Below are 23,444 nucleotides of genomic sequence, written 5' to 3' on the forward strand. Positions count from 1 at the left end.
CGGCGTCGCCGGATCCCGTGGTGCCCGGACGGCCGGTCAGGTGAAGCGCAGCGTGCCGGTGATCGCGTCGAAGACGTCGTACAGAGCGTCGGCGAGCGGCAGGTTCGGACTCATTCCGGTGACCACGAGGTACGAGCCGGGCTGTCCCGGCACGGGAATGATCGTGTGCATGGCGACCATCACCGCGGACGTGCTCTCGGTCAGCTCGACGACCTCGGTTCCGGTGATCCGGGCGACGGTGCCGATCGTGGGCAGGGTGGCCGAGGTGACGGTGCGGTCTCCGTGGCCGTTGAGCCCGGCGGGGCGGGTCAGTTGCTGGGCGATGTCGGCCACCGACGGTTGCGTACCGTCCGGGACGGTGATCCCGAAGGCCGCCACGAACGCCATCAGCAGCCCGCCGTCGTCGTCGCGGGCGATCATGCCGGCCGCGGCCGCAGCTCCCTGCCGACGAGCCGCCCGCAGCAGGCGGCGGGCCTGGCGCAGCGCGTCGTCGACCGCGCTGCGCTGTTCGGCGGTGGACACCGCGGCCCGTAGCTCGCGTTGTTGCCGGCTGAAGTCCTGTCCCGCCAGGTCGTAGTCGAGCCAACCCTCCGGCACCTCGAAGGTGAATGATCCAGGGGTGGGTACGGGGGCGGTCACCGGCCACCGCCGAGGCTGTCGCCACTCTGGTCATCGACGGCGGCGAAGGCGTCGAGAATCACGTCGATCGCCTCGATGATGTCGTCGCACTCGTTGCGCAGCTGCTTGCGACCGGCGTCCCAGCGGTCCTCGAAGTTCTCCGCCGCGTCGCGGACCGGAGGTCCGACCGTCCGGTTGAAGTCGGCCGAGCTGCGCTTGACGCTGATGGTCCGCAGCACCTGGCGCATCGCGTCCGCTGCCTGTTGAAGATCTTCGCCCGGGATGACGATGTCTGATCTGGCCATGCGCCCGTCACGTCGGACGTCCCGCAGCGGTTCGGCGAATGTGACCTGGAACACAAGCCTCGAACCGGATCGGTGGTCCGGTCGTGAAGACCGCACCTGTCGAGCCCGATCGAAACGGAGGTGTCATCGTGTCCCGCACCCCGGTCCGCGCTCTGGCCGTCCCACTTGCCGCGGCCCTGCTCCTGGCGGGCTGCGCCGGGAACGAAGCCGCCGATCCGGCGGCGGCGCCCGTTCTCGCCGGCGGTGAGATTCAACTGGTGGACGCACCGGCCTCCAGCGCCGGCCTGACCGGCGACGGTCGCGGCGACAATGCCGTCGAAGCCAGCGCAGCATCTCCGGCGGCCGGCACGAAGCCTCCGGCGTCTGACCCGACGGTGCCCAGCCCGCAGGCCCCGGCCAAGTGGGTCCAGCTCTCCACAAACAAGGCCACCATCGGAGAGACGGTGACGGACGTAACCGGGTTCACCCTCTACGGCTTCACCCGGGACCCGGCCGAGCCGCCCGCCTCGGCATGCACCGGCACGTGCGCCGAGAGCTGGCCACCGGTACTGATCCAGGCCGGCGGCCGAGTGTTCGTCGACGGGATGAAGACCGACGACATCGGTGCGATCCGACGGCCCGATGGTGGCGTGCAGGTCACCATCGGTGGCCGGCCGGCCTACCGTTTCGGCGGCGACACGGTGCCCGGCGACCTGAATGGACAGGGCGTCGACAACGCGTGGTTCGCGTTCGGGTCCGACGGAAAGGCCATCGACGCACTGATCACCACGGCGGAGCTGAAGGCCGCGAAGCCGGACCGCACCAGCACGCTGACCGCGAAGGAAGGCAAGGACGGCCCGATCGTCGTCGACGACGACGGCGCGACGATCTACCGCTTCGACGGGGACGACACCGACCCGCCGGCCAGCAACTGCACGGGCGCGTGCGCCGCCCTGTGGCAGCCCGTGGTCGCCAGGAACGGCGGCAGGGTCAAGCTCAAGGGCATCGACGACGACCGGGTGTGGTGGCTGAGCCGCAAGGATGGGACCAAACAGGTGACGTTGGACGGATCGCCGCTCTACCGCAACGTCGCCGACAAGAGCACCGACACGATCATCACCAGTGCCGCCACCCAGGGCTGGACGGCGGCCCGATGATCCGCCGTGCCGTACTGCTGCTGCTCGCGGCGCTCACCGCCGTCCTGGCCGTACCGGCGGCCGTCTCGGCCGCTCCCGACGACGTGGTCAAGGTCGCCGTGGTGCGAAGCCCCGGACAGAACGGCGGGCGCGCCGACTCCCTGGCACAGATCGCTGAGCGAACGTTAGGTGATCCGGCCCGCGCCGCCGAGATTCTCGACCTGAACCGGTCCCGCCCGCAGAGCGACGGCGGCACCCTCACCGACTCCGGTGAGGTACGCCCTGGATGGGTTCTGCTGCTGCCGGCCGATGCGACGGGGCCTGACGTCCGGCTCGGCCGGATCGGCTCCACCGCGGCCGCCGACAGTACGCCGTTGCTCACCTGGAAGGTCGCCGCCGCGCTGCTCGGCGCGGTGATCCTGGCCCTGCTCAGCCTCCTGGTGATCTTCCGCCGCCGGCTCGTCGCCCGGCTTCGCCGACGTCGCCGCGCCTACGCCGACAACGCCCGCTGGCACCGCCAGATCCAGGAACGGATGCGTACGCGCGCGCAACTGTCCGCCGAGTTCGCCGCCGACCAGAATCGTCCCGCGCTGGCCTGGCAGGCGTCCGCCGAACTGACCGCCGATCAGGTCGAGGCGTACGCTCTGCGCGTGGACACTGGCGCGGTGACCGCCTGGGTCACCGCCGACCACACCCCCCGACCGCCCTGGCTGGCCGAGGCCGACGGTGTGTGGACGCGCCCCGTCGACGCCGACGCCGGACGGCCCACCCGGGGTGACGCGGTCACGCCGTGCCTGGTGCGGGTCGGCGGAGACGACAACGGAACCCTGTTCGTGGATCTCACCTGGCTCGACGGCGTGCTGGCGATCGGCGGATCGGCCGGGGTCGCCATCGACGTCCTGGCCAACCTCATGGCCGACCTGAGCCGCTTCCGTCCGGATCTGCCGGTGCTGTCGGTGCCGGGACTCGGCGGCCAGCCACCCGGCCTGCCACAGTCCGCGCTACGCCTGGGATCCGTCACTGAGCTGCGGATAAACGACTCTGGGCCGGAGACCGACGACGGGATGGTGCGCCTCGCCGCCCGCCGTCGTTCGCTCACCGCCCTGGCGGTGATCGCCGAGACGCCCTCGGCCGACGAGGCGGCGCATCTGCTCGCCGCCTGCGGGCCCGGCACCGGGCAGGTCGCGATCGTGCTCGGCGATCTTCCGGGCGCACGCTGGCGCTGGCACGCTGAGGCGGACGGAAAGGTCCGCCTGCCGGAGATCGGTGTGACGGCGACCGCGCCGTCCCGCTAGGCCGTCGACGGAATCTCACGCCGGTCCGAACAGGACCGCTTCAGGAAGGCTCGCGATGTCCACGACCACATTCACCGCCGCCCCGGCAGCACCGGTGCGCCGCCTCGGCCAGGCCCGGGTCGCGTACCTGCTGCTCTGGGCCTTTCTCCTGGTCAACCTGGTGATCCTCCAGGTCATGTTCGCCCATCCGAGCCGGCCGGTGCCCAACACCCTGACCGGGATCGGCCGTTTCCTCGGCCTGCATCTGGGTTTCGTGATGGCACTGCAACTGCTGCTGATCGGCCGGGTGCCGTTCCTGGAACGGCGGATCGGCATGGACAAACTCACAAACTGGCACCGCTGGACCGGGTTCGTGATCTTCTGGCTGGTCGTGCTGCATCCGACCTTCGTGATGCTCGGCTACGCACAGCTCGACCGGATCTCGTTCTTCGCCGAGATCCCGAACCTGGCCAAGCAGATGCCGGTACTACTCGGCATGATCGCCGCAGTCCTGATCGGCGTCATGGCGTTCACTTCGGTACGGATGGCCCGCCGCCGTATGTCGTACGAGACCTGGCACGCCATCCACCTGGTGGTGTACGTGGTGATCGTGCTCTCGGTGATCCACCAGATCTACGAGGGCGCCTCGTTCGCCAACAGCGACGTCACCAAGGCGTACTGGTGGGGGTTGTGGGCCTTCGCGGTCGGTTCGTTGCTGACCAACCGCCTGTTCGTGCCGCTGGTGCGCAACCTCCGGCACCGGCTGCGGGTCGTCGCGGTGGTGCCGGAGACCGACAACGCCGTCTCCGTCTACATTGCCGGCAACCGCCTGGACCGGCTGCGCGCCCGTCCCGGCCAGTTCTTCTGGTGGCGCTTCCCTGGGCACAACTCCTGGTGGCAGGTCAACCCGTGGTCGCTGTCCGCGGCACCCGACGGCCGCACGCTGCGGCTGACCGCGAAGGCGATCGGCTCCACCAGCGCCGGGCTGCGGCAGTTGCCGGTGGGCACCCGGGTCTACGCCGAGGGACCGTACGGCGCCCTCACCACCGCCGGCCGTACCCGGGAGAACACCCTGCTGATCGCCGGCGGCATCGGCATCACCCCGATCCGGGCGCTGCTGGAGGACCCGGAGCTGACCGGAGACGTCGTGGTGCTCTACCGGGCCCGCACCCCCGCCGACGCGGTGCTGATCGGTGAGCTGCGCAATCTTGTACAGGCCCGGGGTGCCCGCCTGCATCTGCTGACCGGTCGCACCGCCGACGGCAGCCAGCCGTTCAGCCCGGAGAGCCTGCGCGGCCTGGTTCCCGACATCGCCGAACGGGACGTCTACCTGTGCGGTCCCGCGGCGATGGCCACCACCGTGCAGCGCAGCCTCCGCGCGCTGCGGGTCCCGGCCCGCCAGCGGCATGTCGAGGCGTTCCGGTTGGGGGTGTGAATCTCAGCGGAGACGATCGAGCAGTTGCCGGGCACGACGGTCGACAAATGCGAGACCGAAGCGCCTGGCGGCTGCTTGCGCGTCGGTGACGAGAGATCGCGCCCGGTCGGGTTCGGTCCCGGCGAGCAGATCGGCATAGGCGATCTGGGTGCGGGCGACGAGCAGCGGGGAGCGCAGCCGCCGGTTCACGGTCAGGGCGAGGTCGTAGGCGGCCGCCGCCTCCTCGTGGTGGCCGACGGTGGCCAGTGCGAGGCCGAGCCCGTAGGCGATCGAACCCTCGGTGGTCGCGCCGGTGCTGGCGACCCGGTCGCGCCAGCCGTCGAGCAGTGGCACGAGCCGGGAGGCGGGGACGGGAAGGACGAGCCGGTGGCAGACCTCGGCCCACAGCATCAGGGAGGTCGACCAGAACTGGGGTGCGCCGCCGGCGGAGACGTCGAGGGAGTCGGTGAGCGCCCGGGCGTCGGCTGCCCGGCCGAGCTCGCACCACACGTAGGCCATGCCCGCCCGGAAGACCTGCAGCATCGGGTTCTGGTCGAGGACCTGCTCCATGGCCTCGGCCACGTCTGCCAGTCGGTCCTGGGCCCGGCGGATCTGGAAGAGCTGACCCGCGTAACCGAAGAACGCCTCGGGCTGGCCGGTTGCCACGCCGAGTTCGAGGGCGGCGGTCGCGGCGGCTTCGGCTCCCGCCAGGTCGCCGTCCAGAAAGTGGTGCATCGACGACGTCTGGGCGTTCGTCCAGCGGACGAAGGGTTCCGGACTGCGCTGGGCGAACGCGTTGCGGATGTCCTTCTCCCGGTTCATCACCTCACGGTCGCCGCGCTCAAGCGCGATCTCGTGGTGGGACATCGAGAGGATGCCGCGCAACCGCGCGTCACCGGTTCGCTCCGCGGCCGTGATGCCCGCCTGCAACAACTGCTCACGACGATCGAGGGCGTCCAGCGTGCGCAGGGCGCTTTCGGTGAGCCGTACGACGTGCGCGAGGACGTGGTCGTCGCCGGCCTCGTGGGCGAGCGTCACCGCACGGGCTGCGGCCTCTTCCAGGTCCTCGGCGGCGGTGGCATGGATCTCGATGGCGAGAATCGCGTGGAGCAGCGCACCGTCCGCCGGGTTGGGCTGCGCGGCGATCGCACGGCGCAGGATCTGGACCCGGTCCTCGTCCGTCGTCCCGAATCCGCTGACGTCGCCACGGTTGTTGGCGAGTGCGGCACGGACGAGAAGCTCGTCGTGGTCGAGTTCGATCGCGAGGCGACCGGCTTCGAGCAGCGTCTCACGGTGCGCGGGGTCGCCGGATTGACGCTGCGCGGTGCCGAGACCGACGAGGCATTCACAGCGTCGCACCGTGGGACCGGCGGGCATCAGCTCAAGGGCGTGGCGATACCAGACGACCGCCTCGTCGGGTGCCACGTGAGTCAGCGCGTAGGCGCCCGCCTGCTGCGAGTATTCCGCTGCCTTGGCGCGGTTCGCAGGTGCGACGGCATGGATCCAGTGGTGGGCGATCTCGGCGGCCTGCTCGCCCGCGTCATCGCCGACCCGACGCTCCATCGCCATCGCTACCGCCTGATGGATGAACGCCCGCGCGGTGGGTTTCAACTCCGCGTACAGCGTGTGGGCGACGATGGCGTGGGTGAACGCGAATCGCCCGGCGGCGTCGGTGACGAGAGCGTTGTCGACCGCCGGCGCCAGCCGTTCGAACGTCTGCAGTGGAGCTTCGCCGAGCAGTTCGGAGAGCAGATCGAGCTCGAAGTCCCGGCCGAGCACCGACGCGGTGTCCAACGCCCGACGCGTTCCGGATCCGAGGCGCTGGACACGGCGGCCCACGACCTCCCGGACGCTTACCGGCAGGCCCCGGGTCAGCAGCCGGGTCGGAGTCGCCCAGCGGCCGTCCTGCTGGCGGCTGATCGCCCCGGTCTCGGCGAGATGACGCAGAATCTCGGTGACGAAGAACGGGTTGCCCTCGGTCTCGGCGCGCAGCAGATCCCGCAGCGTGAGCCCGTTGTGGTCCATCTCGTGGCCGGCGATCGTCTCCAGCAGGCCGAGCATTTCGTTGTTGTCCAGACCGCGCAGGGCCAGCCGGGCCGTTCCCGGCTCGCGATGGGTGGCGGCCAGCAACACGTTCAGCGGATGCGAGGCGTCGAAGTCGGAATCGCGGAATGTGGCGATCACCAGGACCGGCGTCGTCAGTGCCCGCTCGGCGAGGTGCCGCAGCAGAGCGAGTGTCTGCATGTCCGCCCAGTGCAGATCGTCGAGCACGACGAGTACCGGTCCACTGCGTGCCGAGACGGCATCGAGTATGTCGAGGACCGAGTTGTAGAGCGCGAACCGGGCCGAATCCGATTCCAGGCTCACCGCGCTCGCGCCACCCAGCAGCGGTGCGAGCGCGTCGCGGCGGCTGTCGACGACATCGTGGGCATCGCGGTCGAGATCCGTCAGCACCTCCCGCCAGGGCTGATAGGGAATCGACAACTCTTCGTCGCAACGCCCGTAAAGCACCACCGCCTCGTGCTGCACCGAGGTCGCGAACACCGAACACAGCGTCGTCTTACCAATGCCCGCCTCGCCGCTCACCAGCACCATCCGACGCTGCCGCGAGGCGAGCGCCTCCTTCCACGCGTCCGCGAGCGTCGCGCGCTCGTGCTGCCGGCCGGTGAAGCCGAGACCTGACGACATCGCCAACCGAGCGGGTAGGGCCCGGTCATGTCCTGCCTCCGCACCGGCCGGTGTCTGCGTGACGGGCCCGATGAACTGGTAACCGCGGCGATAGACGGTACGGATCAGCCGGTGTTCCTTGCCGGCGTCGCCGATGGCCAGCCGGATGGCGCGGAGCACGGTGGTGACTGCGGCGTCGGTCACGAAGCGGTCGCCCCACACCGAGTCGAGGAGCTCTTCCTTGGAGACGACTCGGTCTCGATGCCGGATCAGGTGCAGCAGCACGTCGAAGGCCCTCGGCTCCAGCGGGACGCGCTTGCCTGTGAGCCGGAGTTCGTAGCGGGAGGTGTCAAGCTCGAACCCGTCGAAACGGTACGGAGCTCCTGCCACAGGCGGACGATATCACCCACGCCGGTCGGAGCCCGACGCGCGACTGATGGCATGATCCTTACTTCGCTCGACCGGCCGGAGACCTCGTGACTGATTTGCGCCGCCCCCCGCACGCACCGGCGTCCCGGCCGCGTGTCGGCCGCCTGCTGATCCTGCTCTTTCCGGCCACGGCGGCCATGTACGCGCTTTTCAACGGCATCTCGGCGGTCATCCTCCCGGCGCAGGTCGAGGCGGTGGACCCGGCGTCGAAGGTCGGCAACCTCGCCCTGCTCAACACGCTCGCCGCCGTCGCGACGATGGTGGCGATTCCGCTCGGTGGTGCGCTGTCCGACCGTACGCGTTCCCGCTTCGGACGTCGGACACCCTGGATCGCCGGGGCCGCGGTGGTCTCGGCTGTCGCCTGCATCCTCATGGGCTTGGCCGACAGCCTGCTGGGGCTGATCGCGACCACAATGGTGTTGTGGTTCGCGGCGAACCTCTACTCCGGCGCGATCACCGCGATCCTGCCCGACCGGGTTCCCGATGACCGCCGTGGCCTGGCTGCGGGAGTCATCGGGATGGGCACCCCGGCCGGCGTCGTGCTGGGCGTTCAGATCGCCAGCCGGGTGAGCCAACTGACCGCCTATGCCGTCATCGCCGGGGTGCTGCTGGTCACCACCGTGCTGCTGTTGGTCGGGGCCCGGGAAGGGTCGGCGCGGGGCCTGCCGCTCCCTGTGCGTGAGCGCTGGCGTCTCGGGGAGCGGCTGCGTTCGTTCTTCGCCGCCTTCGCCGCCCGCGACTTCCGGTTGGCATTCGCCAGCCGGTTCATGCTCTTCGCGTCCTACTACGTGGTCAGCGGCTACCTCTTCTACACCTTGCAGGACTACATCGGCTCCGAGAACGTGCCCGGCGGCGATGTGGCCGCTGCGGTGACCACCATGCTGACACTGAGCATCCTGGTGTGGGTGGTCGTGGCTGGCCTCACGGGCTGGATCGCGGACAAGGTGGATCGTCGGAAGATGGTCGTCGGAGTGAGCGCCCTCGGCGTCGCCGCGTCGATGACCATTCCCCTGGCGATGCCCACCTGGACCGGAATGCTGATCTACGCTGCCTGTCTGGGCGCCTCGATCGGCACCTACTTCGCGGTCGACCTGGCAGTCATGTCCCTGGTCCTGCCCGATGCCGACAGCGAGGGCCGTGACCTGGGCATCCTGCAGGTGGCCACCGGCTTGCCCCAGCTGCTGGCCGGAGCGGTGGCCGGTGCGCTGATCACCTGGTTCGGCGGTTATCCGGCGCTGTTCGTCTTCGGATCCCTGTGCGCGGTGGCATCCGGGCTGCTGATGCTAGGTATCCGCAGCATCCGGTGAGCGCGGTGCGGCGCAGAAATGCGCGGCGGACCGTAGCGGCCCGCTGCTATTTTGCCGGAGGCCGTGCCAGAGACCGAGGAGGTGATACCCGTGAACGTTTTCGACATGGGTGCTCTCCCCGCAGTCACGGTCGGGCGATAGGTCGTCCGGGAGCGCCGTCCACGAGCACTCCCGAAAGGCACGACCATGCGATTCACCTCTGCACGACACCTCGATGACGGCGTCGTCGAACGCGAGTTCACTCTCGGCGAGATCCCCGGCATCCTGTGGACATCCGCATCCGCGACACCGCCGGTCCCGCTGGTGCTGCTCGGCCACCCGCCACTCGGGCTGGGCAGGATGTACCCACGTCTGGTGGCGCGGGCTCGGCGTGCCGTGGCGGATGGGTTCGCCGCAGCCGCGATCGAGCTGCCCGGCAGCGGTGATCGGCCCCGCTGGGACGCGATCGAACAGGCCCGCGTCGACCTGCGCCGGGCGCTGGAGGCCGGCGAGCCGGTCAACGACGAGATCATCGATGCCCTCATCCTCCCGCTCGTCGACAAGGCGGTACCGGAATTTCAGGCCGCCCTGGATGCCTTCCTGTCGCTGCCCGAGATCGGCGGCCCGGTCGCGTACTCGGGGGGAGTGATCTCCGTCGGCATCCGGCTTGCGGTGGTGGAGCCGCGCATCGTGGCCGCCGGCTTCTTCGCCGGGAGTTTTGTGCCGCGCATCATGTTCGAGCAGGCCCGGAAGGTCACCATTCCGCTGCACGTGCTGTTGCAGTGGGACGACGAGGGGAACGACCGACAGGCGGCCCTCAAGCTGTTCGACGCCTTCGGCTCGAAGGAGAAGACGCTGCACGCCAACATGGGCGGACACACTGGTGTTCCCTGGTACGCAGGGGAAGGCGCGGCCGAGTTCTTCGCCCGGCATCTACGCTAGTGCGATTTCCAGGGAACGTTGGCGGTGTCGCGGCGAGGGCCAATCGGCGATCCAACGCCGCCGGTCGTCGTCTGGACCCGGTGCGGCCCGGTCAGCCGATGGATTCGGTCGACGGTCGATCGGCGCTCGGCTGAAGAAGGTCTTCGACGCCGTGCAGGAATGTCTCGGACACCAACGCGGGGTCGAAGAGGCATCCGGCTGCCATGGCGCCGTCGCGGAGCATGACGAAACGGCGTGCGGCCGGGTCCGCCGTTTCCGGGTGAACCTGCGCCATCAGCTTGCTGAGCGTGTCCAGGAACCATTGCCGGTGGGCGATTATCTCCTGGCGCACGGGGTGTTCCATGTCGGGATACTCCGCCGCGGCGTTCAGGAAGGCGCAGCCACGGAAGCCGGGGGACTGGATGTTCTGAGCTATGGAATCGGCAATGGCCAGGAGCGGGTCGACGGGTGATGAATCGTTGGCGATGGCCGCGTCGACCGTGCCGCGCTCCATCTCATGGACTTCGCGTAGGTAGGCGAGAATGAGGTCGTCTTTGCTCGGGAAGTGCCGGTAGAAGGTCGCCCGGGTCACCTTCGCCTCGGCGATGATCCGGTCGACACCGACGGAGTGGATGCCCTCCGAGTAGAAGATCCTGGTTGCCGTGGCGAGCAGCCGGAGGCGCGCCTCGGAGGGCCGATTGTCGGGTTTGCCACGTGTCATGCCCTCAACCTTAGCGAACAGAACGTTCGGTCTGAGGGAAGCGAGCGACCTCAGGGGCCAACAGCGCCACGTCGATGACGACGCGTGGCCCGATGCGGCGACGAAGGGGGCGGGCCTCCGGCGAGAGCCGTGGCGCGCGGTGGTCGCGCGATACCGAGGTGGCGGATAGAACGTTCGGTCTTGACGGTGCCGGCCGCCCCTGGCATGCTTATAGAGACAGAACGTTCGGTCTACCACCTCTCCGTTGAAAGGGTCACCCGTGACCACCATTGCTGCTTCGCCCGGTATCTCCGAGGCTGCCTCCGCGCTGCGGCGGCTGTACTTCATCCGCTTCGCGTTCGCCATCGTGTGGGCCGGGGTGACGATCGCCACCGCCAAGGAGATCGGTCCGCTCGCGGTGGCGCTGTTCGTGCTCTATCCGTTGTTCGACGTCGGTGCCGCCAGCTACGACCTTCGTTCGTCAAGGGCCACCGGCTCGCCGGCCCTGCTCTATGTGAACATCGCGGTGAGCCTCGTCGCGGCGGTAGGAGTGGGCGTCGCCGGGGCGTCCGGCGTTCCCGCGGTCCTGCGGGTCTGGGGTGCCTGGGCGATCGTCGCCGGTCTGGTCCAGTTGATCGTAGGTGTCACCCGTCGGCGGATGGGCGGCCAGTGGCCAATGATCATCAGCGGCGGCATCTCGGTGCTGGCTGGTGGCTCCTTCATCGTCGCAGCCGCCGCGGATCACCCGTCGCTGATCAACGCGGCTGGCTACGCCATTCCCGGCGCCGTCTTCTTCCTGATCGCGGCCGTCCGTCTCGGCCGTGCCGCGAAGGGAAACTGACATGACCTCACTTGAGTACGACGTCGTCGTGATCGGTGCCGGTCCGGTCGGGGAGAACGTTGCCGACCGGGTCGTGCGGGGCGGGCTGACCGCCGCCATCGTCGAGCGGGAACTGGTCGGTGGGGAGTGCTCGTACTGGGCGTGTATGCCCACCAAGGCGTTGCTGCGCAGCGCGTCCGCGTTGCGGGCGGCTCGCCAACTGCCGGGTGCTCGGGAGGCTGTGACGGGCAACCTGGATGCGGCTGCGGTGCTCGGCCGGCGCGACTCCTTCGCATCCCATTGGCGGGACGACGGGCAGGTTTCCTGGCTGGAGTCGGCCGGTATCGCCCTGCACCGTGGCCAGGGGCGGATCGCTTCCGCCCGCGTTGTCGAGGTGACCGGCGTGGACGGTGTCACGACCAGGCTGACCGCGCGGCATGCGGTGGTCGTCGCGACCGGCAGCAGCGCGCTGTTGCCGGACATTCCGGGTCTGCGCGCGGCGGCGCCGTGGTCCAGCCGCGAGGCTGCCTCGGCCGGGTCGGTTCCCCGTCGGCTCGCCATCATCGGTGGCGGCGTGGTGGCGACCGAGATGGCGACCGCCTTCGCCGCTCTGGGGTCGTCGGTGGAGGTGCTTGCCCGTGACGGTGTGCTGCCGTCGGCGGAGCCGTTCGCCAGCGAGTTGGTCACGGAGTCGTTGCGCGAGGCCGGTGTGTCGGTACGCCCCGGCGTGGAGGCCGCTTCCGTAAACCGCGACGACCGCGGAATCGTCCACATCGCAACTGTCGACGGCGAGCGGGTCGAGGCGGACGAGGTGCTGGTGGCGATCGGCCGGACGCCCAACACTCAGGACATCGGCCTCGACCGCGTGGGACTGGTGCCGGGTGCCTGGCTGGCGGTCGACGACACGCTGCGTGTGGTCGGCGGAGGCGGGTGGCTGTATGCCGCGGGTGATGTGAACCGGCGGGTGCTGCTGACCCATCAGGGCAAGTATCAGGGGCGCGCGGTGGGCGACGCGATCGTGGCCCGGGCAAAGGGGGAGAAGGTCGAGGACGGCAGGTGGGGGCGGCACGCCGTGACCGCCGATGAGCGTGCGGTGCCGCAGGTGGTGTTCAGCGACCCGGAGATCGCGTCGGTGGGGCTGACCGCGGCTGCGGCCGAGACGGCCGGACTGCGGATTCGGGTCGTGGACTACGACCTGGGGACTGTCGCCGGAGCCAGCCTGCAGGCCGACGGCTACAAGGGACATGCCCGCATGGTCGTCGACGAGGACCGAAAGGTGGTCGTCGGCTTCACCCTCGCCGGTCCGGACGTCGCGGAACTGATCCACGCTGCGACGATCGCCATCGTCGGAGAGGTCCCGCTGGACCGACTGTGGCACGCGGTGCCGGCGTACCCGACGGTCAGCGAGGTCTGGTTGCGCCTGCTGGAGACGTACGGCCGCTGACGGGGAGCCGAGCGTTCCTCCGTAGCGGTTCACGCCGGATCGAAGCGGCTCGGGTATCGCCAACGCGAGCCCGAGCCGTTGCCCCCAGAACGAACGACAAATGGAGGCTTCAATGTCCACCAAGATCACTTTCATCATCGACAACCCAGCGGACCCCGACGACTTCGAGCGTGCCTACTCGGACGTGCAGGCGACCGCGGCGAAGCTGCCGAAGCTGCGACGACTTGAGTCTGCGAAGGTGTGGCCGAAGGAGGACGGGACCGCTACCCCCGCCTACCGGACCCTCGACCTCTACTTCGACAGCTACGAAGACGCCTCCGACGCAGTCACGACGCCCGCTGCCGCTGACGTCCTCGGCACGCTCGTGGGGACGCAGGTCGCGTTCAAGGGGTTGTTCTCGGAGATTGAGCAGTCCTGACGAGCGGGCCGGGTGAGGCCATGCGGAGAGCGATTCGCGTCGAGACGTCCCGCAAGGCTGCCGTGGCACCGAGCGGAGCCTTCACTCTGCTCGGTGCCACGCGAGCACGGTGTGCCGCAGGGCCAGACGGTGCTCGCGGCGGGTCTGTGCCTCGCGGTGGCGGCGCCGGTCGCCGTCGGCCTGAGGTGGCAGCGGCGGCACCGGCCGGGCCTGGCCGCCGTCGACGGACTTGGCCGGTCTCCTACCGGCCGTCGCTTCCAGACCGCACGGTCCAGTGCGTGGTGCGTGCGGTCGTCCCGTAGTCCCGTAGGTCGGGCACTACGGGCCCAGCCGGCGGCGTGGCCCGTACGATGGCGGTGGTGCTGGTTCGTCCCGTCCGGGTGGGTGGGGCGTCGTAAGAGGGAACCCGGTGTGAATCCGGGACTGCCCCGCAGCGGTGAGTGGGAACGACCGCCGTCAACAAAGCACTGGACCGTGAGGTCTGGGAAGCGACGGCCAGTAGGCGACCTGGTGTCATGCCCGCGAGTCCGAAGACCTGCCAGTGCTGCGCACGCCGCCGGTGTGCGCCGCCGGCGGCCGCTCGGGAGGGCCAGGGCGGAAGCCGGTACCCGAGGTGTACCCGTCTTCCCCTTCCGTGTCCGCCGGACACTTCGAGGGAAGGACCCCCTTGGTGAGTACCGCATTCGGGCAGAGCACCGTGCTCGGCTATCCACGCATCGGCGTCAACCGTGAGCTGAAGAAGGCTGTCGAGGCGTACTGGGCCGGCACCATCGACGCCGAGGCGCTGGCCAACACCGCTGCCGGTCTCCGAGCGCAGGTGTGGCGGACGCTGCGCGATGCCCGTCTCGACGCGATCCCGTCGAACACCTTCTCCTACTACGACCAGATGCTCGACACAGCCGTCGCTGTCGGCGCGGTCCCGAACCGGTTCGCCCGGCTGGGCCTGTCCGCGCTGGACACCTACTTCGCCATGGCCCGCGGCGTCGACGCCGAGCCGGCGCTGGAGCTGACGAAGTGGTTCGACACCAACTACCACTACCTGGTGCCGGAGATCGCCCCGGACACCGTCTTCACGGCCAACCCGGCGAAGGCGCTGGACGAGTACGCCGAGGCCCACGACCTGGGTGTCACCACCCGCCCGGTGTTCGTCGGCCCGGCCACGTTCCTGCTGCTGGCCAAGGGAGACGATCCGTTCGCCCGGCTCGACGACCTGGTCCGGACGTACGCCCGGATTCTCGCCACCCTGGCGGACGCGGGTGTCGGCTGGGTGCAACTGGACGAACCCGCCTACGCCGCCGACCGCAGCCCCGCCGAGATCGATGCCCTCCGTCGCGCCTACACCCGACTCAGTGAACTCGCACACCGACCGCGGATCTTCGTGGCGACCTACTTCGGTGACCTTGGGGACGCGCTTCCGGCCCTGCTGGACACCCCGGTCGAAGCCGTCGGCGTGGACCTGGTCGCCGGACCGGGCAACCTGCACCGGCTCGCCGCCGCCGGCCCGCTGGGCGGCAAGACCATCGTCGCCGGCCTGGTCGACGGCCGCAACATCTGGCGTACCGACCTGCGGGCCGCCGTGACTGCCGGCGCGACGGTCGCCGGGCTCGCCGATCACGTCGCCGTCTCCTCGTCCTGCTCGCTGCTGCACGTGCCGGTCGACGTGTCCGCGGAGACGCACCTCGACCCCCGGTTGTCCGCGCGGTTGGCGTTCGCCCGGCAGAAGGTCGACGAGATCGTCGTGCTCGGCCGTGCGCTGCGCGACGGCACCACCGCGCTACCGGCGCCACTGCCGCCCACCCCGGCGGCCTGGCGTCACGACGACGTCCGCGGCCGCCTGGCCGCGCTGCGTCCCACCGACCGGCAGCGCGGTGAATACCGCAACCGGGCCGCCCGCCAGCAGGAACGACTGGGCCTGCCGGAGCTGCCGACCACCACGATCGGGTCGTTCCCGCAGACCGCCGAACTGCGCAGGGCCCGCGCCGCGCACCGGGCCGGCAGCCTTGACGACGCCGGCTACGTGGCGCGGATGCGCGCGGAGGTGGCGCAGGTCATCCGGTTGCAGGAACAGCTGGGTCTGGACGTGCTCGTGCACGGGGAACCGGAACGCAACGACATGGTGCAGTACTTCGGCGAGCAGCTCGACGGTTTCGCCGCCACGCAGCACGGCTGGGTGCAGTCGTACGGCTCCCGCTGCGTACGCCCACCGATCATCTACGGTGACGTGTCCCGCAAGGCACCGATGACCGTCGAGTGGTCCACCTACGCGCAGTCGCTCACCAGCAAACCGGTCAAGGGCATGCTCACCGGCCCGGTCACCATCCTGGCCTGGTCGTTCGTCCGTACCGACCAGCCCCTCGCGGACACCGCCGACCAGGTCGCGCTGGCGCTGCGCGACGAGTGCCGCGACCTGGAGTCCGCCGGCATCCGGGTCATCCAGGTCGACGAACCGGCACTACGCGAGACGCTGCCGCTGCGCAAGGCCGACCAGAAGGCGTACCTGGACTGGGCCGTCGGAGCGTTTCGGCTGGCCACCGGCGGCGTCGCCGACGACACCCAGATCCACACCCACCTGTGCTACTCGGAGTTCGGCGAGGTGATCCACGCCATCGACTCCCTCGACGCCGACGTCACAAGCATCGAGGCATCGCGGTCCAAGATGGAGGTGCTTGACGATCTGGCCGCGATCGGCTACGGCCGGGGTGTCGGACCCGGGGTGTGGGACATCCATTCCCCCCGGGTGCCGCCGCGCGACGAGGTGATCGAGGCACTGCGCCGGGCGGTCGCGGCCGTGCCGGCCCGCCGGTTGTGGGTCAATCCGGACTGCGGCCTCAAGACGCGCGGCTATCCGGAGGTCGAGGCGTCCCTGCGGCACCTGGTCGACGCCGCCGCCGAGGTGCGCGGGGGCTGACCGAACCGGGCCGGGCGGTACCGACCACACGGCTCGTGGTCGGTACCGCCCGTCAAGATCGATCAACTGACAGCCTCGCGCCCGGCGAGGTCATCGCGGTTTGCCCGCTCGGTGCGGGGACTGCCCTGTCGTCGGGCGGGGATCCGGCCGGGAACGTAGCGGCCCTCGGGGCGGGTCACCGACTGTGCCAGGCGACGGTGAGTGCGCGCTCGTACGGTGGCGGATGTGCCGGGCCACCTCGACGATGATCGTGGTGCCGGCGGCGATACCGAGGCCGAGCATGAGACCGTGGAGCTTGTTGTCTCCGAATGCCTCGCCGCCGATGTATCCGACGGCGGCCGAATACACGGCCCAGGATGTGGCCGCCACGGCGTCGAAAAGCGCGAACCTGGTCCTTGGGTAGCGTACGGCGCCCATGGTCATGGTCGCAGCCGTCCGGCCACCGGGGATGTATCTGGCGACCACGAGCAGCAGCCCACCGCGGCTGGCGAGAGTGCCCGCGGCCCACCGGAATGCCGTCCGGCGCCGGCTGGCGGATGGCAGCCGGTCGATGAATCCACTGCCTGCCGTACGCCCGATCTGGTAGGAGACGTGGTCACCGCAGAATGCGCCGAGTGCGGCGGCGACGACGACCAGCGTCAGGTTCGGCTCGCCACTCGCCGCGAACACGCCAGCGGTGATCACCATGGTTTCCGACGGCACGACCGGGAAGAACCCGTCGAGGGTCGCGATCGCGAACAACGCAAGGTAAACCCAGGGCGAGGTAATCGCGGTTTCCAGCAGGTCGATCATGTCTCGACGGTATGAGCCGGGAGCGGTCCGCCGCCGTGCCCGAAAGGCAGTCACCATCCCTGAGATTCACCAGGGTTCCGACCCTGGCTTTCGACAGGGTCGGCCTGATCATTCCTTGGACGGATGGTCGACGAGGCCAGCCTCGACGGCGATGCGAATGTCCAGCACCGCCACGTCGGGGTGGTGCTGGCGGGCATGTTCGACCGTCGGCGGCTTCCGCCACGATGTGGCTGCTCATGCAGATCGCTACCGCGCTGAGCACCGACCATGCGTTGCTGACCGCCGGCATCACGGCCGGGCTGCACCGGCTGCTCGGCCTGATCACCACTGGCGGTGGCGTTCGTGCTGTTGGTTTCTTACGATTGGCCATCGTCCCATTCGGGGAGATGGATGCCATGGGTGACCGGATCTTGGCAGGCAAGACCGTGGTGATCACCGGGGCCAGTGCGGGTATCGGTGCCGAGGCCGCCCGCCGGTTGGCGTGCCTGGGCGCGTCCGTGGTGGTGGTGGGCCGGTCGCCCGATAAGACCGCAGCCGTCGCGCGCCAGGTGGGCGGCGAGCCGCTGGTGGCCGACTTCACCCGGCTGTCGGACGTACGCCGGCTCGCCGACACCCTCCTGGGTCGCTACCCCTGTATCGACGTGCTGGCCAACAATGCCGGCGTCGTGCTGACCAGGCGCAGCCGTACCGAGGACGGTCATGATGTGATGTTCCAGGTCAACTACCTGGCTCCGTTCCTGCTCACCAATCTCCTGTTGGACCGGTTGACCACCGTCGGGCGGGCGCGCGTCATCACCACCTCCAGCAACGGCCACCGGTTCGGCAGCATCGATCTCGACGATCTCGAAGGTGCCGGCAAACGGTCCGAGCTGCTGCGGTACGGGATGACGAAGCTGCAGAACATCCTGTTCACCCGCGAGTTGGCCCGGCGTACCCGGGGCAGCGGGCTGACCGCGATGGCGTTCCACCCGGGGGTGATCGCCGCCACCGACATCAACCGGGAAGCCCCGCTGGTCGCGGCGCTGGTCCGGTACCGCCTGCTCGGTGGTCTGTCCACTCTCGCCGAGGGTGCCGAGCCGCTGGTTCACCTGGCCACGATGCCTGATCCGGAGGCGGTGAACGGCGGCTACTTCCACCGCCTCACACCGAATGGGCCGGTCCACCGGCAGGCCACGGACGACAAGTTGGCCACCCGCCTGTGGGAGCGAACGACCGAGCTGCTCGGTACGCCGGTGTGACGAACCGCCCTCGTTGACGGGCCGCCGGTCGGACGCGGCTTACGTAAGGTCGGGCACATGAGCGTGGATTCCGAGGTGCGGCACTGGCTGCGGCAGCGTGGAGCCGAGACCATTCCGCATCCCGGCGGCACTCTCTACGCCCACCTGTGCCGGGTTCACGACCGCCTTGGTGACCTGGGATGTGCGGTCGACGCGCAGCTGGCCGGTCTCGCGCATGCCGTCTACGGCACGGACGGCTTCGATGTGACGCTGCTCGACTGGGCCGATCGAGCGACACTGCGCAACCTCATCGGTGATGACGCCGAGGCACTTGTCTACCTGTACGGGGCCTGCGACCGATGGCGGACCTGGCGACAGCTGGCGGAGACCGGTGTGGTCGTCGACCGGTTCACCAACCGGACCTGGCACCTGGAACCCGACCAGAGGCAACCGTTCGTGGATCTCAGCATCGTCAACGAACTGGATGTCGTCGAGCAGGATCCTGCTACCGCGGACAGGTACGGCGACTACTTACGCTCGCTGTTCGCTGCCTGGGCTCCGATCGCTTCCCCCCAGGTCAGCGGCGAGGCACAGCGACTCCTCGGTGTCGCTCGGCCTCAGTCGGGCTGACTCTCCAGGTGGGCACGGACGCGATCGGAGATGCTGGCGAGCATGTCGAGTTCTTCCTGACTGAGTGCGTCGATGAACAGCCGGCGGACATGTTCGACATGCAGGGGTGCCGCGTCCTCGATCGCCTTGCAGCCGGCTGGGGTGGCCGCGATGAACGCTCCGCGTCCGTCGTCGGGGCATTCCTCCTTGGCCACCAGTCCGCGCTCGGCCATTCGCCGTATCTGGTGTGACATGCGGCTTTTTTCCCACTCCACCTGCTTAGCCAGGTCCGTCAGGCGCATCCGTCCGCCGCTGGTCTCGGTGAGTTTGACCAACACGATGTAGTCGGCGGCGGACATGCCGGAGTCGGCCTGGATTCGGCGGGCGAGCCGTCCGATGAGCTTCTCCTGCATGCGGATGAAACTGTCCCAGGCGACCTGCTGTTGCGAGGTTAGCCAGCGGGGCGTTGGGTCCATGCGGGGAGCGTAACGACAACGTCGACGGCATGTGGCTGCCGGACTTCCTGCGCGGATTCGGTCAAGGCTGGCGAGCCCGGGGGCCGGTTGACGCATCAACTATCGGTGGCTAATCTGGGTGACACATCAACCAACCGGGGTGGGGCGTCGTGCGCGTGGCCGCGTACCCGGCTCATGACGGGCATCGGGTTTCGATGCGCAGCACGGCGAGCTGGAGGACACATGGTAGTGAATGTGAGCGATGCCCCCGAGGCCAATCGGTACGAGGCTCGGGTCGAGGGAGAATCGACGGTCGCGGGTTTCGCGCAGTACATCCGCACTGCGGAACTCGTGGCGTTCGTGCACACCGAGGTCTTGCCGGCGTACGAGGGCAAGGGAGTGGGCGCCGCCCTGGCCCGCGCCGGCCTCGACGCGGCCCGCGCCGCGAATCTGCTGGTCCTGCCCACCTGTCCGTTCTTCGCGGGCTGGATCGCCCGGCACCCCGAGTATCAGGACCTGGTGTACCAGTCCCGCAGCAGGGTCAGCGACTGAACAGCCGGGTAGGACAGCGACGGAGGTCGGCATGAGCAGCGAAACGGCGACGAAGGCGTACGAGGGCCGGTCGATCACCGTGACCTTCGAGGCCCGGCGTTGCCTGCACGCCGCCGAGTGCGTACGCGGCCTGCCGGCGGTCTTCGACCCGGGTCAGCGCCCGTGGATCCGGCCCGACGGCGCCGAGGCTGAGCGCCTGGCCGAGGTGGTGCGGCGGTGTCCCTCCGGAGCGTTGCGGTACGAATTCGCAGACGGTGGTGCGGAGTCCCCGGACCGGCCGACGCAGATCAGGCGCGACTCCACCGGACAGTTGATCGTGCGCGGTGAGTTGAGAGTGGACACGCCGCAGGGCGTGCGCGCGGAGACCAGGGCGGTCCTGTGCGGGTGCGGGCGGAGCCAACGGCAGCCGTACTGCGATCACGGCGGGCCCTGCGGGCAGAGCCGGATGGGCTGACTCGACACCCGCGCTCAGATTCCGAAGCCGCCGGTGCCGGCGAGGCCGGTGCCGCCGGCCCGCCGTGCTCTCTCGTTCTGTTGAAGCCGGTACTGCCAATTCCCGGCGAACCGGTGCCACCACACCTCGAATCCGTCTTCCCCGAGCAACTCCACGGCCTTCGCCACGGCATCGGGCTCCCACCGGAACGCGGTGATCCCCTTCTGCCGACTGATGGCCGAGATGAGCTCTTCGGCGGTCGACCCGCCCGAGGTGGCCGCGTGCACAAGAGCGATGTCGCCCCTGCGCACGTACCTCCAGAGCGGCTTGCCGATGATCGCCGCGATGGCTCTCTCCCGTGTCGCGATCGGGGCGTACACCTCGTCGACCAATCGCGAGGCGGCCTCCCGCACCGGCGCGTAGGCGTTGTCGGCGGCGTCGAGCGCCGCGCGGTGCCGGGACCGGGCACGCTCGGCGGCGGCCTTGCGTCGGAACCACGGCGGATGATCCCGGGCCGCGTGCCGGTCGCGCTCGGCGGCCTGAATCGCGGTCAGGTAGCTCTCCGCCGCGACCCGCCACTGCGCGGCCGTCGCCGGGTCGAGGTCCACCGACACGAACTGCCAGTCCCGCTCGGCGGGGCGTAGGTCGAACCGGTCGGCCAGATCGCGGTCGATGAAGTAGCGATGCCGGGACTCGTCATCGACCCACACCACGGTCAACACCGCGACCGGCTCGTCGTCCCAGCGGATAGTCGTCTTCCTGCCCTCCCGGTGCACGATCATGTCGCCGCGCGGCAGCGGAAGCCGGAAACGGTAGAGGATGACCCGGGTCGTCGCCATCGTCTCATTGTGCGCCGCGGCAGCCACGAACGAGCGTCGACGCGGGGCTCCTCCGCGTCGATGGTGCACCGTTGCGTCCACCCTGACGCGGCACTGAGGCCGCCGTGAGGCCGGCACGGATCGTGGGTTACCTGCCGCGTCGCCCCGTCGGGGCGTAATCGTCTCGCGGCAGGTACGAAGTGGAGTGCACGATGCGTACTCGATCCAGGCTCGCCCGGCTCGCGGGTGCCGCGGGCCTGCTGCTGGCCAGCACGGCCGTGGCCGTCGCCACCGGCGCGGGGCCGGCGCAGGCGACAGTGGTGAACGTCAGCGTGGCGGGCGCCTTCCCCAACCAGTCCGCCGTGGCCACCTGTCCGGCCGGCGAGTTTCTCGCCGGTGGCGGCGGCTCCGTGGACGGTGGTGGCGGCGACGTCACGTTGACCGACATCATTCCGAACCTGGCCACCCAGTCGGTGACGGTCTGGGCGCACACCAACCCGGGCGGTGTGGCGGGGGCGTACACCCTCGTGGCGCAGGCGATCTGCGTGCCGGGCGCGCCCCCGGCCAACTACCAGCGCGTCACCTCGGCGAGCGGCAGCAACGTCGACCCGATCAAGAACCAGGTGGCCGCCTGCCCGGCCGGCACCGACCTGCTCGGGCTCGGCGCGGAGCTGCGCACCGCCAACGGGGAAGCGTTCTACCAGCGGATCGAGCCGAACGCGGCGCTCACCGCCGGGGTGGTCACCGCGGGCGCGGCCGGCGGGTTCGCCGGGCCGTGGGAACTCGTCGGGTACGCCATCTGCGCCACCCTGCCGGCGAACCTCACCGGCACGCTGGTCAGCCTGACCGGGGCGGCCAACAGCGTCAGCCCCAAGGGGCAGGTGTCCGCGGGTTGCCCGGCCGGCGCGCTCGCCACCGGCGTCGGCGCCACGGTCGCCGCCACCGCCACCGGAAACGTCCTGCTCACCCGGTCGATGGCGAACGTCGCCCAGAACAACGCCCAGGCGATCGCCGTCGAGGATGGGGTCTACCTGCCCCCGTGGGATCTGGAGAGCCACGTCATCTGCTGGGGCCCGTAACAGCTCGTGGGCCCGTACCGTCAGCGGGCGCAGCGCCTGGTCACGTCGGTCGGCGTGACCAGGCGCGGGCGATTTCCGGAGCCTGCCGTGCGCCACCATGACGCCACCGTGACGGGCCCCGCCGATGATTCCGGGCAGCGCCGCGCGAACCGTTCGCGGCAGCGTCAGCAGGAAAGGACAGTGGTCATGAGCAGGGGCACGACACTCGGCACAAGCAATCGGTCGCGGTGCGCTGTCGCGGCGGCCGCAGCGGTCGTCGCGGTCGCCGCGACCCTCGTCCTACCCGGGGCGGCGCACGCCGCGTACCGGCATCGGGCGGAGAGCGGCTACGACACCACGTCGCCCAAGAGCGTGACCGCGACGTGCGGGGCGGACGAGGTGCTGATCGGTGCCGGTGGCCGGATCAGGAACGGCAACGGGGGAGTCCGCCTGGCCGCGATCGTGCCGGGCGCGACCTCGGTCGAGGTACGCGGCGAGGCGTACCCGGACCACGCGGAACCGTGGTCGGTGATCGCCGCCGCCATCTGCGAGTCCGACGACGGCACGGCGCGGGTCGTCGAGGTATCCCCGGCCGGTTCGCAAACCGCGAGTTGCCCCGCCGACCTGGTGCTCAGCGGCACCGGGTTCGACCTGCCCGCCGGGGTGCCGCTGGCCGGACTGGTCCCCGACACCGACGGCGCGAGCGTGACCGTTCGCACGGCCTTCCACCGGATCGGCGCGAGCCCGGTCGCCTACGCGGTCTGTGTGGAGGGCAGCCGTGCCTCGTGGGAGGACAGCGGAGTATTTCGCTACAAGCGGTTCGCCACGACCAGCCCGGTCGGTACTTCCTCGCCGAGGACCGTGACCGTGCAGCGCGACTGGGAGTGGGAATTCCCGTCCATGTCCGGTGTCGGCGGTGAGATCACCGTGCTGCCCAGCCTCTCCAACCCGTTCCCGGCCCCCGCATCCGACATCTTCATCGACGCGATGATGCCCAACGACGACGGGACCCGGGTGACCGTCGCGGCGGTCCAGCGGGCCGGCACCGAGACGGGCCGGTCCGTCCGCGGCGGCACACCTGCCGGGCCGTCGGCCGCGGACGACGAGCTGCGAACGGTTCCCCGGTACCTGACCGATGATCCGAAGTGGATGGTCACGGGGTACAGCACCGACCACGACATCTACTGAGCG

22 protein-coding genes and 1 riboswitch are annotated in these 23,444 nt (G+C 69.8%); of the genes, 15 read left to right on the forward strand and 7 right to left on the reverse strand.

Features of this window, described 5'->3' with window-relative positions:
- Window positions 1-36 precede the first annotated feature (36 nt).
- Window positions 37-639, reverse strand: a complete 603-nt coding sequence (locus tag ACN26Z_RS13485; protein WP_421461490.1) for a hypothetical protein — start codon at window positions 637-639, stop codon at window positions 37-39.
- A complete protein-coding gene (locus tag ACN26Z_RS13490) occupies window positions 636-923 on the reverse strand; it encodes a hypothetical protein (RefSeq protein ID WP_139233096.1) in 288 nt (95 codons plus the stop codon). Before ACN26Z_RS13490 ends, ACN26Z_RS13485 begins: the two co-directional genes overlap by 4 nt.
- Before the next feature lie 128 nt (window positions 924-1,051).
- On the opposite strand from ACN26Z_RS13490, the gene ACN26Z_RS13495 reads away from it, so the two are divergent.
- From ACN26Z_RS13495 to ACN26Z_RS13505, 3 genes are read left to right on the forward strand one after another with little or no spacing between them, the layout of a single operon-like run.
- Window positions 1,052-2,059, forward strand: coding sequence for a hypothetical protein (locus ACN26Z_RS13495; protein WP_421461493.1), 1,008 nt, complete (start codon window positions 1,052-1,054; stop codon window positions 2,057-2,059).
- Window positions 2,056-3,333: a hypothetical protein gene (locus ACN26Z_RS13500; RefSeq protein WP_421461495.1), complete on the forward strand. Its 1,278-nt coding sequence runs from the start codon at window positions 2,056-2,058 to the stop codon at window positions 3,331-3,333. The genes ACN26Z_RS13495 and ACN26Z_RS13500 overlap by 4 nt, the downstream gene beginning before the upstream one ends.
- A 55-nt stretch (window positions 3,334-3,388) precedes the next feature.
- Window positions 3,389-4,747: a ferric reductase-like transmembrane domain-containing protein gene (locus tag ACN26Z_RS13505; RefSeq protein WP_421461497.1), complete on the forward strand. Its 1,359-nt coding sequence runs from the start codon at window positions 3,389-3,391 to the stop codon at window positions 4,745-4,747.
- A 3-nt stretch (window positions 4,748-4,750) separates the two neighbouring features.
- Here ACN26Z_RS13505 and ACN26Z_RS13510 read toward each other — a convergent pair whose 3' ends face one another.
- Window positions 4,751-7,783, reverse strand: coding sequence for an AAA family ATPase (locus tag ACN26Z_RS13510; RefSeq protein ID WP_421461499.1), 3,033 nt, complete (start codon window positions 7,781-7,783; stop codon window positions 4,751-4,753).
- Window positions 7,784-7,869: 86 nt separating this feature from the next.
- Between ACN26Z_RS13510 and ACN26Z_RS13515 the strand changes: the two genes are divergently transcribed.
- Both ACN26Z_RS13515 and ACN26Z_RS13520 read left to right on the forward strand, forming a co-directional pair.
- The gene (locus tag ACN26Z_RS13515) at window positions 7,870-9,129 is read left to right on the forward strand and encodes an MFS transporter (protein ID WP_421461501.1); all 1,260 of its coding nucleotides are present in this window, start codon (window positions 7,870-7,872) and stop codon (window positions 9,127-9,129) included.
- 186 nt (window positions 9,130-9,315) lie between these two features.
- Window positions 9,316-10,050 (forward strand): alpha/beta hydrolase, encoded by a 735-nt coding sequence (locus tag ACN26Z_RS13520; RefSeq protein WP_421461503.1) that lies wholly within the window; start codon window positions 9,316-9,318, stop codon window positions 10,048-10,050.
- Window positions 10,051-10,141: 91 nt separating this feature from the next.
- Here the strand turns inward: ACN26Z_RS13520 and ACN26Z_RS13525 are convergent, their stop codons facing one another.
- Window positions 10,142-10,750 (reverse strand): TetR/AcrR family transcriptional regulator, encoded by a 609-nt coding sequence (locus tag ACN26Z_RS13525; protein ID WP_282238990.1) that lies wholly within the window; start codon window positions 10,748-10,750, stop codon window positions 10,142-10,144.
- A 259-nt stretch (window positions 10,751-11,009) separates the two neighbouring features.
- Between ACN26Z_RS13525 and ACN26Z_RS13530 the strand changes: the two genes are divergently transcribed.
- The 4 genes from ACN26Z_RS13530 to metE all read left to right on the forward strand — a co-directional run bounded on the left by ACN26Z_RS13530 (window position 11,010) and on the right by metE (window position 16,319).
- Complete coding sequence (locus tag ACN26Z_RS13530) at window positions 11,010-11,570, forward strand: hypothetical protein (RefSeq protein WP_093402541.1); 561 nt, start codon at window positions 11,010-11,012, stop codon at window positions 11,568-11,570.
- A gap of 1 nt (window position 11,571) precedes the next feature.
- Complete coding sequence (locus ACN26Z_RS13535) at window positions 11,572-12,993, forward strand: dihydrolipoyl dehydrogenase family protein (protein WP_421461506.1); 1,422 nt, start codon at window positions 11,572-11,574, stop codon at window positions 12,991-12,993.
- 112 nt (window positions 12,994-13,105) lie between these two features.
- On the forward strand, window positions 13,106-13,411 hold the full coding sequence (locus ACN26Z_RS13540) for an EthD family reductase (protein ID WP_282238989.1): 306 nt from the start codon (window positions 13,106-13,108) through the stop codon (window positions 13,409-13,411).
- Window positions 13,412-13,757: 346 nt separating this feature from the next.
- A riboswitch (cobalamin riboswitch) is annotated at window positions 13,758-13,968 on the forward strand.
- A 113-nt stretch (window positions 13,969-14,081) separates the two neighbouring features.
- Window positions 14,082-16,319, forward strand: a complete 2,238-nt coding sequence (metE, locus tag ACN26Z_RS13545) for a 5-methyltetrahydropteroyltriglutamate--homocysteine S-methyltransferase (protein WP_421461508.1) — start codon at window positions 14,082-14,084, stop codon at window positions 16,317-16,319.
- A gap of 90 nt (window positions 16,320-16,409) precedes the next feature.
- On the opposite strand, the gene ACN26Z_RS13550 is transcribed toward metE, so the two are convergent.
- The gene (locus ACN26Z_RS13550; protein ID WP_421461510.1) at window positions 16,410-17,111 is read right to left on the reverse strand and encodes a DedA family protein; all 702 of its coding nucleotides are present in this window, start codon (window positions 17,109-17,111) and stop codon (window positions 16,410-16,412) included.
- A 236-nt stretch (window positions 17,112-17,347) separates the two neighbouring features.
- On the opposite strand from ACN26Z_RS13550, the gene ACN26Z_RS13555 reads away from it, so the two are divergent.
- Both ACN26Z_RS13555 and ACN26Z_RS13560 read left to right on the forward strand, forming a co-directional pair.
- Window positions 17,348-18,349: an SDR family NAD(P)-dependent oxidoreductase gene (locus ACN26Z_RS13555; RefSeq protein WP_421461512.1), complete on the forward strand. Its 1,002-nt coding sequence runs from the start codon at window positions 17,348-17,350 to the stop codon at window positions 18,347-18,349.
- A 57-nt stretch (window positions 18,350-18,406) separates the two neighbouring features.
- Window positions 18,407-18,958 carry a DUF6817 domain-containing protein gene (locus ACN26Z_RS13560; RefSeq protein ID WP_421461514.1) on the forward strand — a complete coding sequence of 184 codons (552 nt, stop codon included), beginning with the start codon at window positions 18,407-18,409 and terminating at the stop codon, window positions 18,956-18,958.
- Here ACN26Z_RS13560 and ACN26Z_RS13565 read toward each other — a convergent pair.
- Window positions 18,946-19,413, reverse strand: a complete 468-nt coding sequence (locus tag ACN26Z_RS13565) for a MarR family winged helix-turn-helix transcriptional regulator (RefSeq protein WP_282238984.1) — start codon at window positions 19,411-19,413, stop codon at window positions 18,946-18,948. The two genes, ACN26Z_RS13560 and ACN26Z_RS13565, sit on opposite strands and share 13 nt — an antisense overlap.
- Before the next feature lie 234 nt (window positions 19,414-19,647).
- On the opposite strand from ACN26Z_RS13565, the gene ACN26Z_RS13570 reads away from it, so the two are divergent.
- Complete coding sequence (locus tag ACN26Z_RS13570; RefSeq protein ID WP_282238983.1) at window positions 19,648-19,944, forward strand: GNAT family N-acetyltransferase; 297 nt, start codon at window positions 19,648-19,650, stop codon at window positions 19,942-19,944.
- 31 nt (window positions 19,945-19,975) lie between these two features.
- On the forward strand, window positions 19,976-20,398 hold the full coding sequence (locus ACN26Z_RS13575) for a (4Fe-4S)-binding protein (protein ID WP_421461516.1): 423 nt from the start codon (window positions 19,976-19,978) through the stop codon (window positions 20,396-20,398).
- A gap of 14 nt (window positions 20,399-20,412) precedes the next feature.
- On the opposite strand, the gene ACN26Z_RS13580 is transcribed toward ACN26Z_RS13575, so the two are convergent.
- Window positions 20,413-21,216: a hypothetical protein gene (locus ACN26Z_RS13580; protein WP_421461518.1), complete on the reverse strand. Its 804-nt coding sequence runs from the start codon at window positions 21,214-21,216 to the stop codon at window positions 20,413-20,415.
- Window positions 21,217-21,407: 191 nt separating this feature from the next.
- Here ACN26Z_RS13580 and ACN26Z_RS13585 point away from each other — a divergent pair, with 191 nt between their 5' ends.
- Window positions 21,408-22,274, forward strand: a complete 867-nt coding sequence (locus ACN26Z_RS13585; protein WP_139233099.1) for a hypothetical protein — start codon at window positions 21,408-21,410, stop codon at window positions 22,272-22,274.
- Between the two features lie 186 nt (window positions 22,275-22,460).
- A complete protein-coding gene (locus ACN26Z_RS13590) occupies window positions 22,461-23,441 on the forward strand; it encodes a hypothetical protein (protein WP_421461520.1) in 981 nt (326 codons plus the stop codon).
- Window positions 23,442-23,444 lie beyond the last annotated feature (3 nt).

It is taken from the genome of Verrucosispora sp. WMMD703, assembly GCF_049178935.1.
Classification (GTDB): Bacteria; Actinomycetota; Actinomycetes; order Mycobacteriales; family Micromonosporaceae; genus Micromonospora; species Micromonospora sediminimaris.

What these genes read in the sequence shown, in the direction of transcription:
- ACN26Z_RS13500 (WP_421461495.1), top strand. Translation starts at nt 2,056, where the DNA reads ATGATCCGCCGTGCCGTACTGCTGCTGCTCGCGGCGCTCACCGCCGTC.
- ACN26Z_RS13565 (WP_282238984.1), bottom strand. Translation starts at nt 19,413, where the DNA reads ATGGACCCAACGCCCCGCTGGCTAACCTCGCAACAGCAGGTCGCCTGG.
- ACN26Z_RS13490 (WP_139233096.1), bottom strand. Translation starts at nt 923, where the DNA reads ATGGCCAGATCAGACATCGTCATCCCGGGCGAAGATCTTCAACAGGCA.
- ACN26Z_RS13585 (WP_139233099.1), top strand. Translation starts at nt 21,408, where the DNA reads ATGCGTACTCGATCCAGGCTCGCCCGGCTCGCGGGTGCCGCGGGCCTG.
- ACN26Z_RS13540 (WP_282238989.1), top strand. Translation starts at nt 13,106, where the DNA reads ATGTCCACCAAGATCACTTTCATCATCGACAACCCAGCGGACCCCGAC.
- ACN26Z_RS13555 (WP_421461512.1), top strand. Translation starts at nt 17,348, where the DNA reads ATGCAGATCGCTACCGCGCTGAGCACCGACCATGCGTTGCTGACCGCC.
- ACN26Z_RS13560 (WP_421461514.1), top strand. Translation starts at nt 18,407, where the DNA reads ATGAGCGTGGATTCCGAGGTGCGGCACTGGCTGCGGCAGCGTGGAGCC.
- ACN26Z_RS13550 (WP_421461510.1), bottom strand. Translation starts at nt 17,111, where the DNA reads ATGATCGACCTGCTGGAAACCGCGATTACCTCGCCCTGGGTTTACCTT.
- ACN26Z_RS13575 (WP_421461516.1), top strand. Translation starts at nt 19,976, where the DNA reads ATGAGCAGCGAAACGGCGACGAAGGCGTACGAGGGCCGGTCGATCACC.
- ACN26Z_RS13520 (WP_421461503.1), top strand. Translation starts at nt 9,316, where the DNA reads ATGCGATTCACCTCTGCACGACACCTCGATGACGGCGTCGTCGAACGC.
- ACN26Z_RS13590 (WP_421461520.1), top strand. Translation starts at nt 22,461, where the DNA reads ATGAGCAGGGGCACGACACTCGGCACAAGCAATCGGTCGCGGTGCGCT.
- ACN26Z_RS13505 (WP_421461497.1), top strand. Translation starts at nt 3,389, where the DNA reads ATGTCCACGACCACATTCACCGCCGCCCCGGCAGCACCGGTGCGCCGC.
- ACN26Z_RS13525 (WP_282238990.1), bottom strand. Translation starts at nt 10,750, where the DNA reads ATGACACGTGGCAAACCCGACAATCGGCCCTCCGAGGCGCGCCTCCGG.
- ACN26Z_RS13580 (WP_421461518.1), bottom strand. Translation starts at nt 21,216, where the DNA reads ATGGCGACGACCCGGGTCATCCTCTACCGTTTCCGGCTTCCGCTGCCG.
- ACN26Z_RS13535 (WP_421461506.1), top strand. Translation starts at nt 11,572, where the DNA reads ATGACCTCACTTGAGTACGACGTCGTCGTGATCGGTGCCGGTCCGGTC.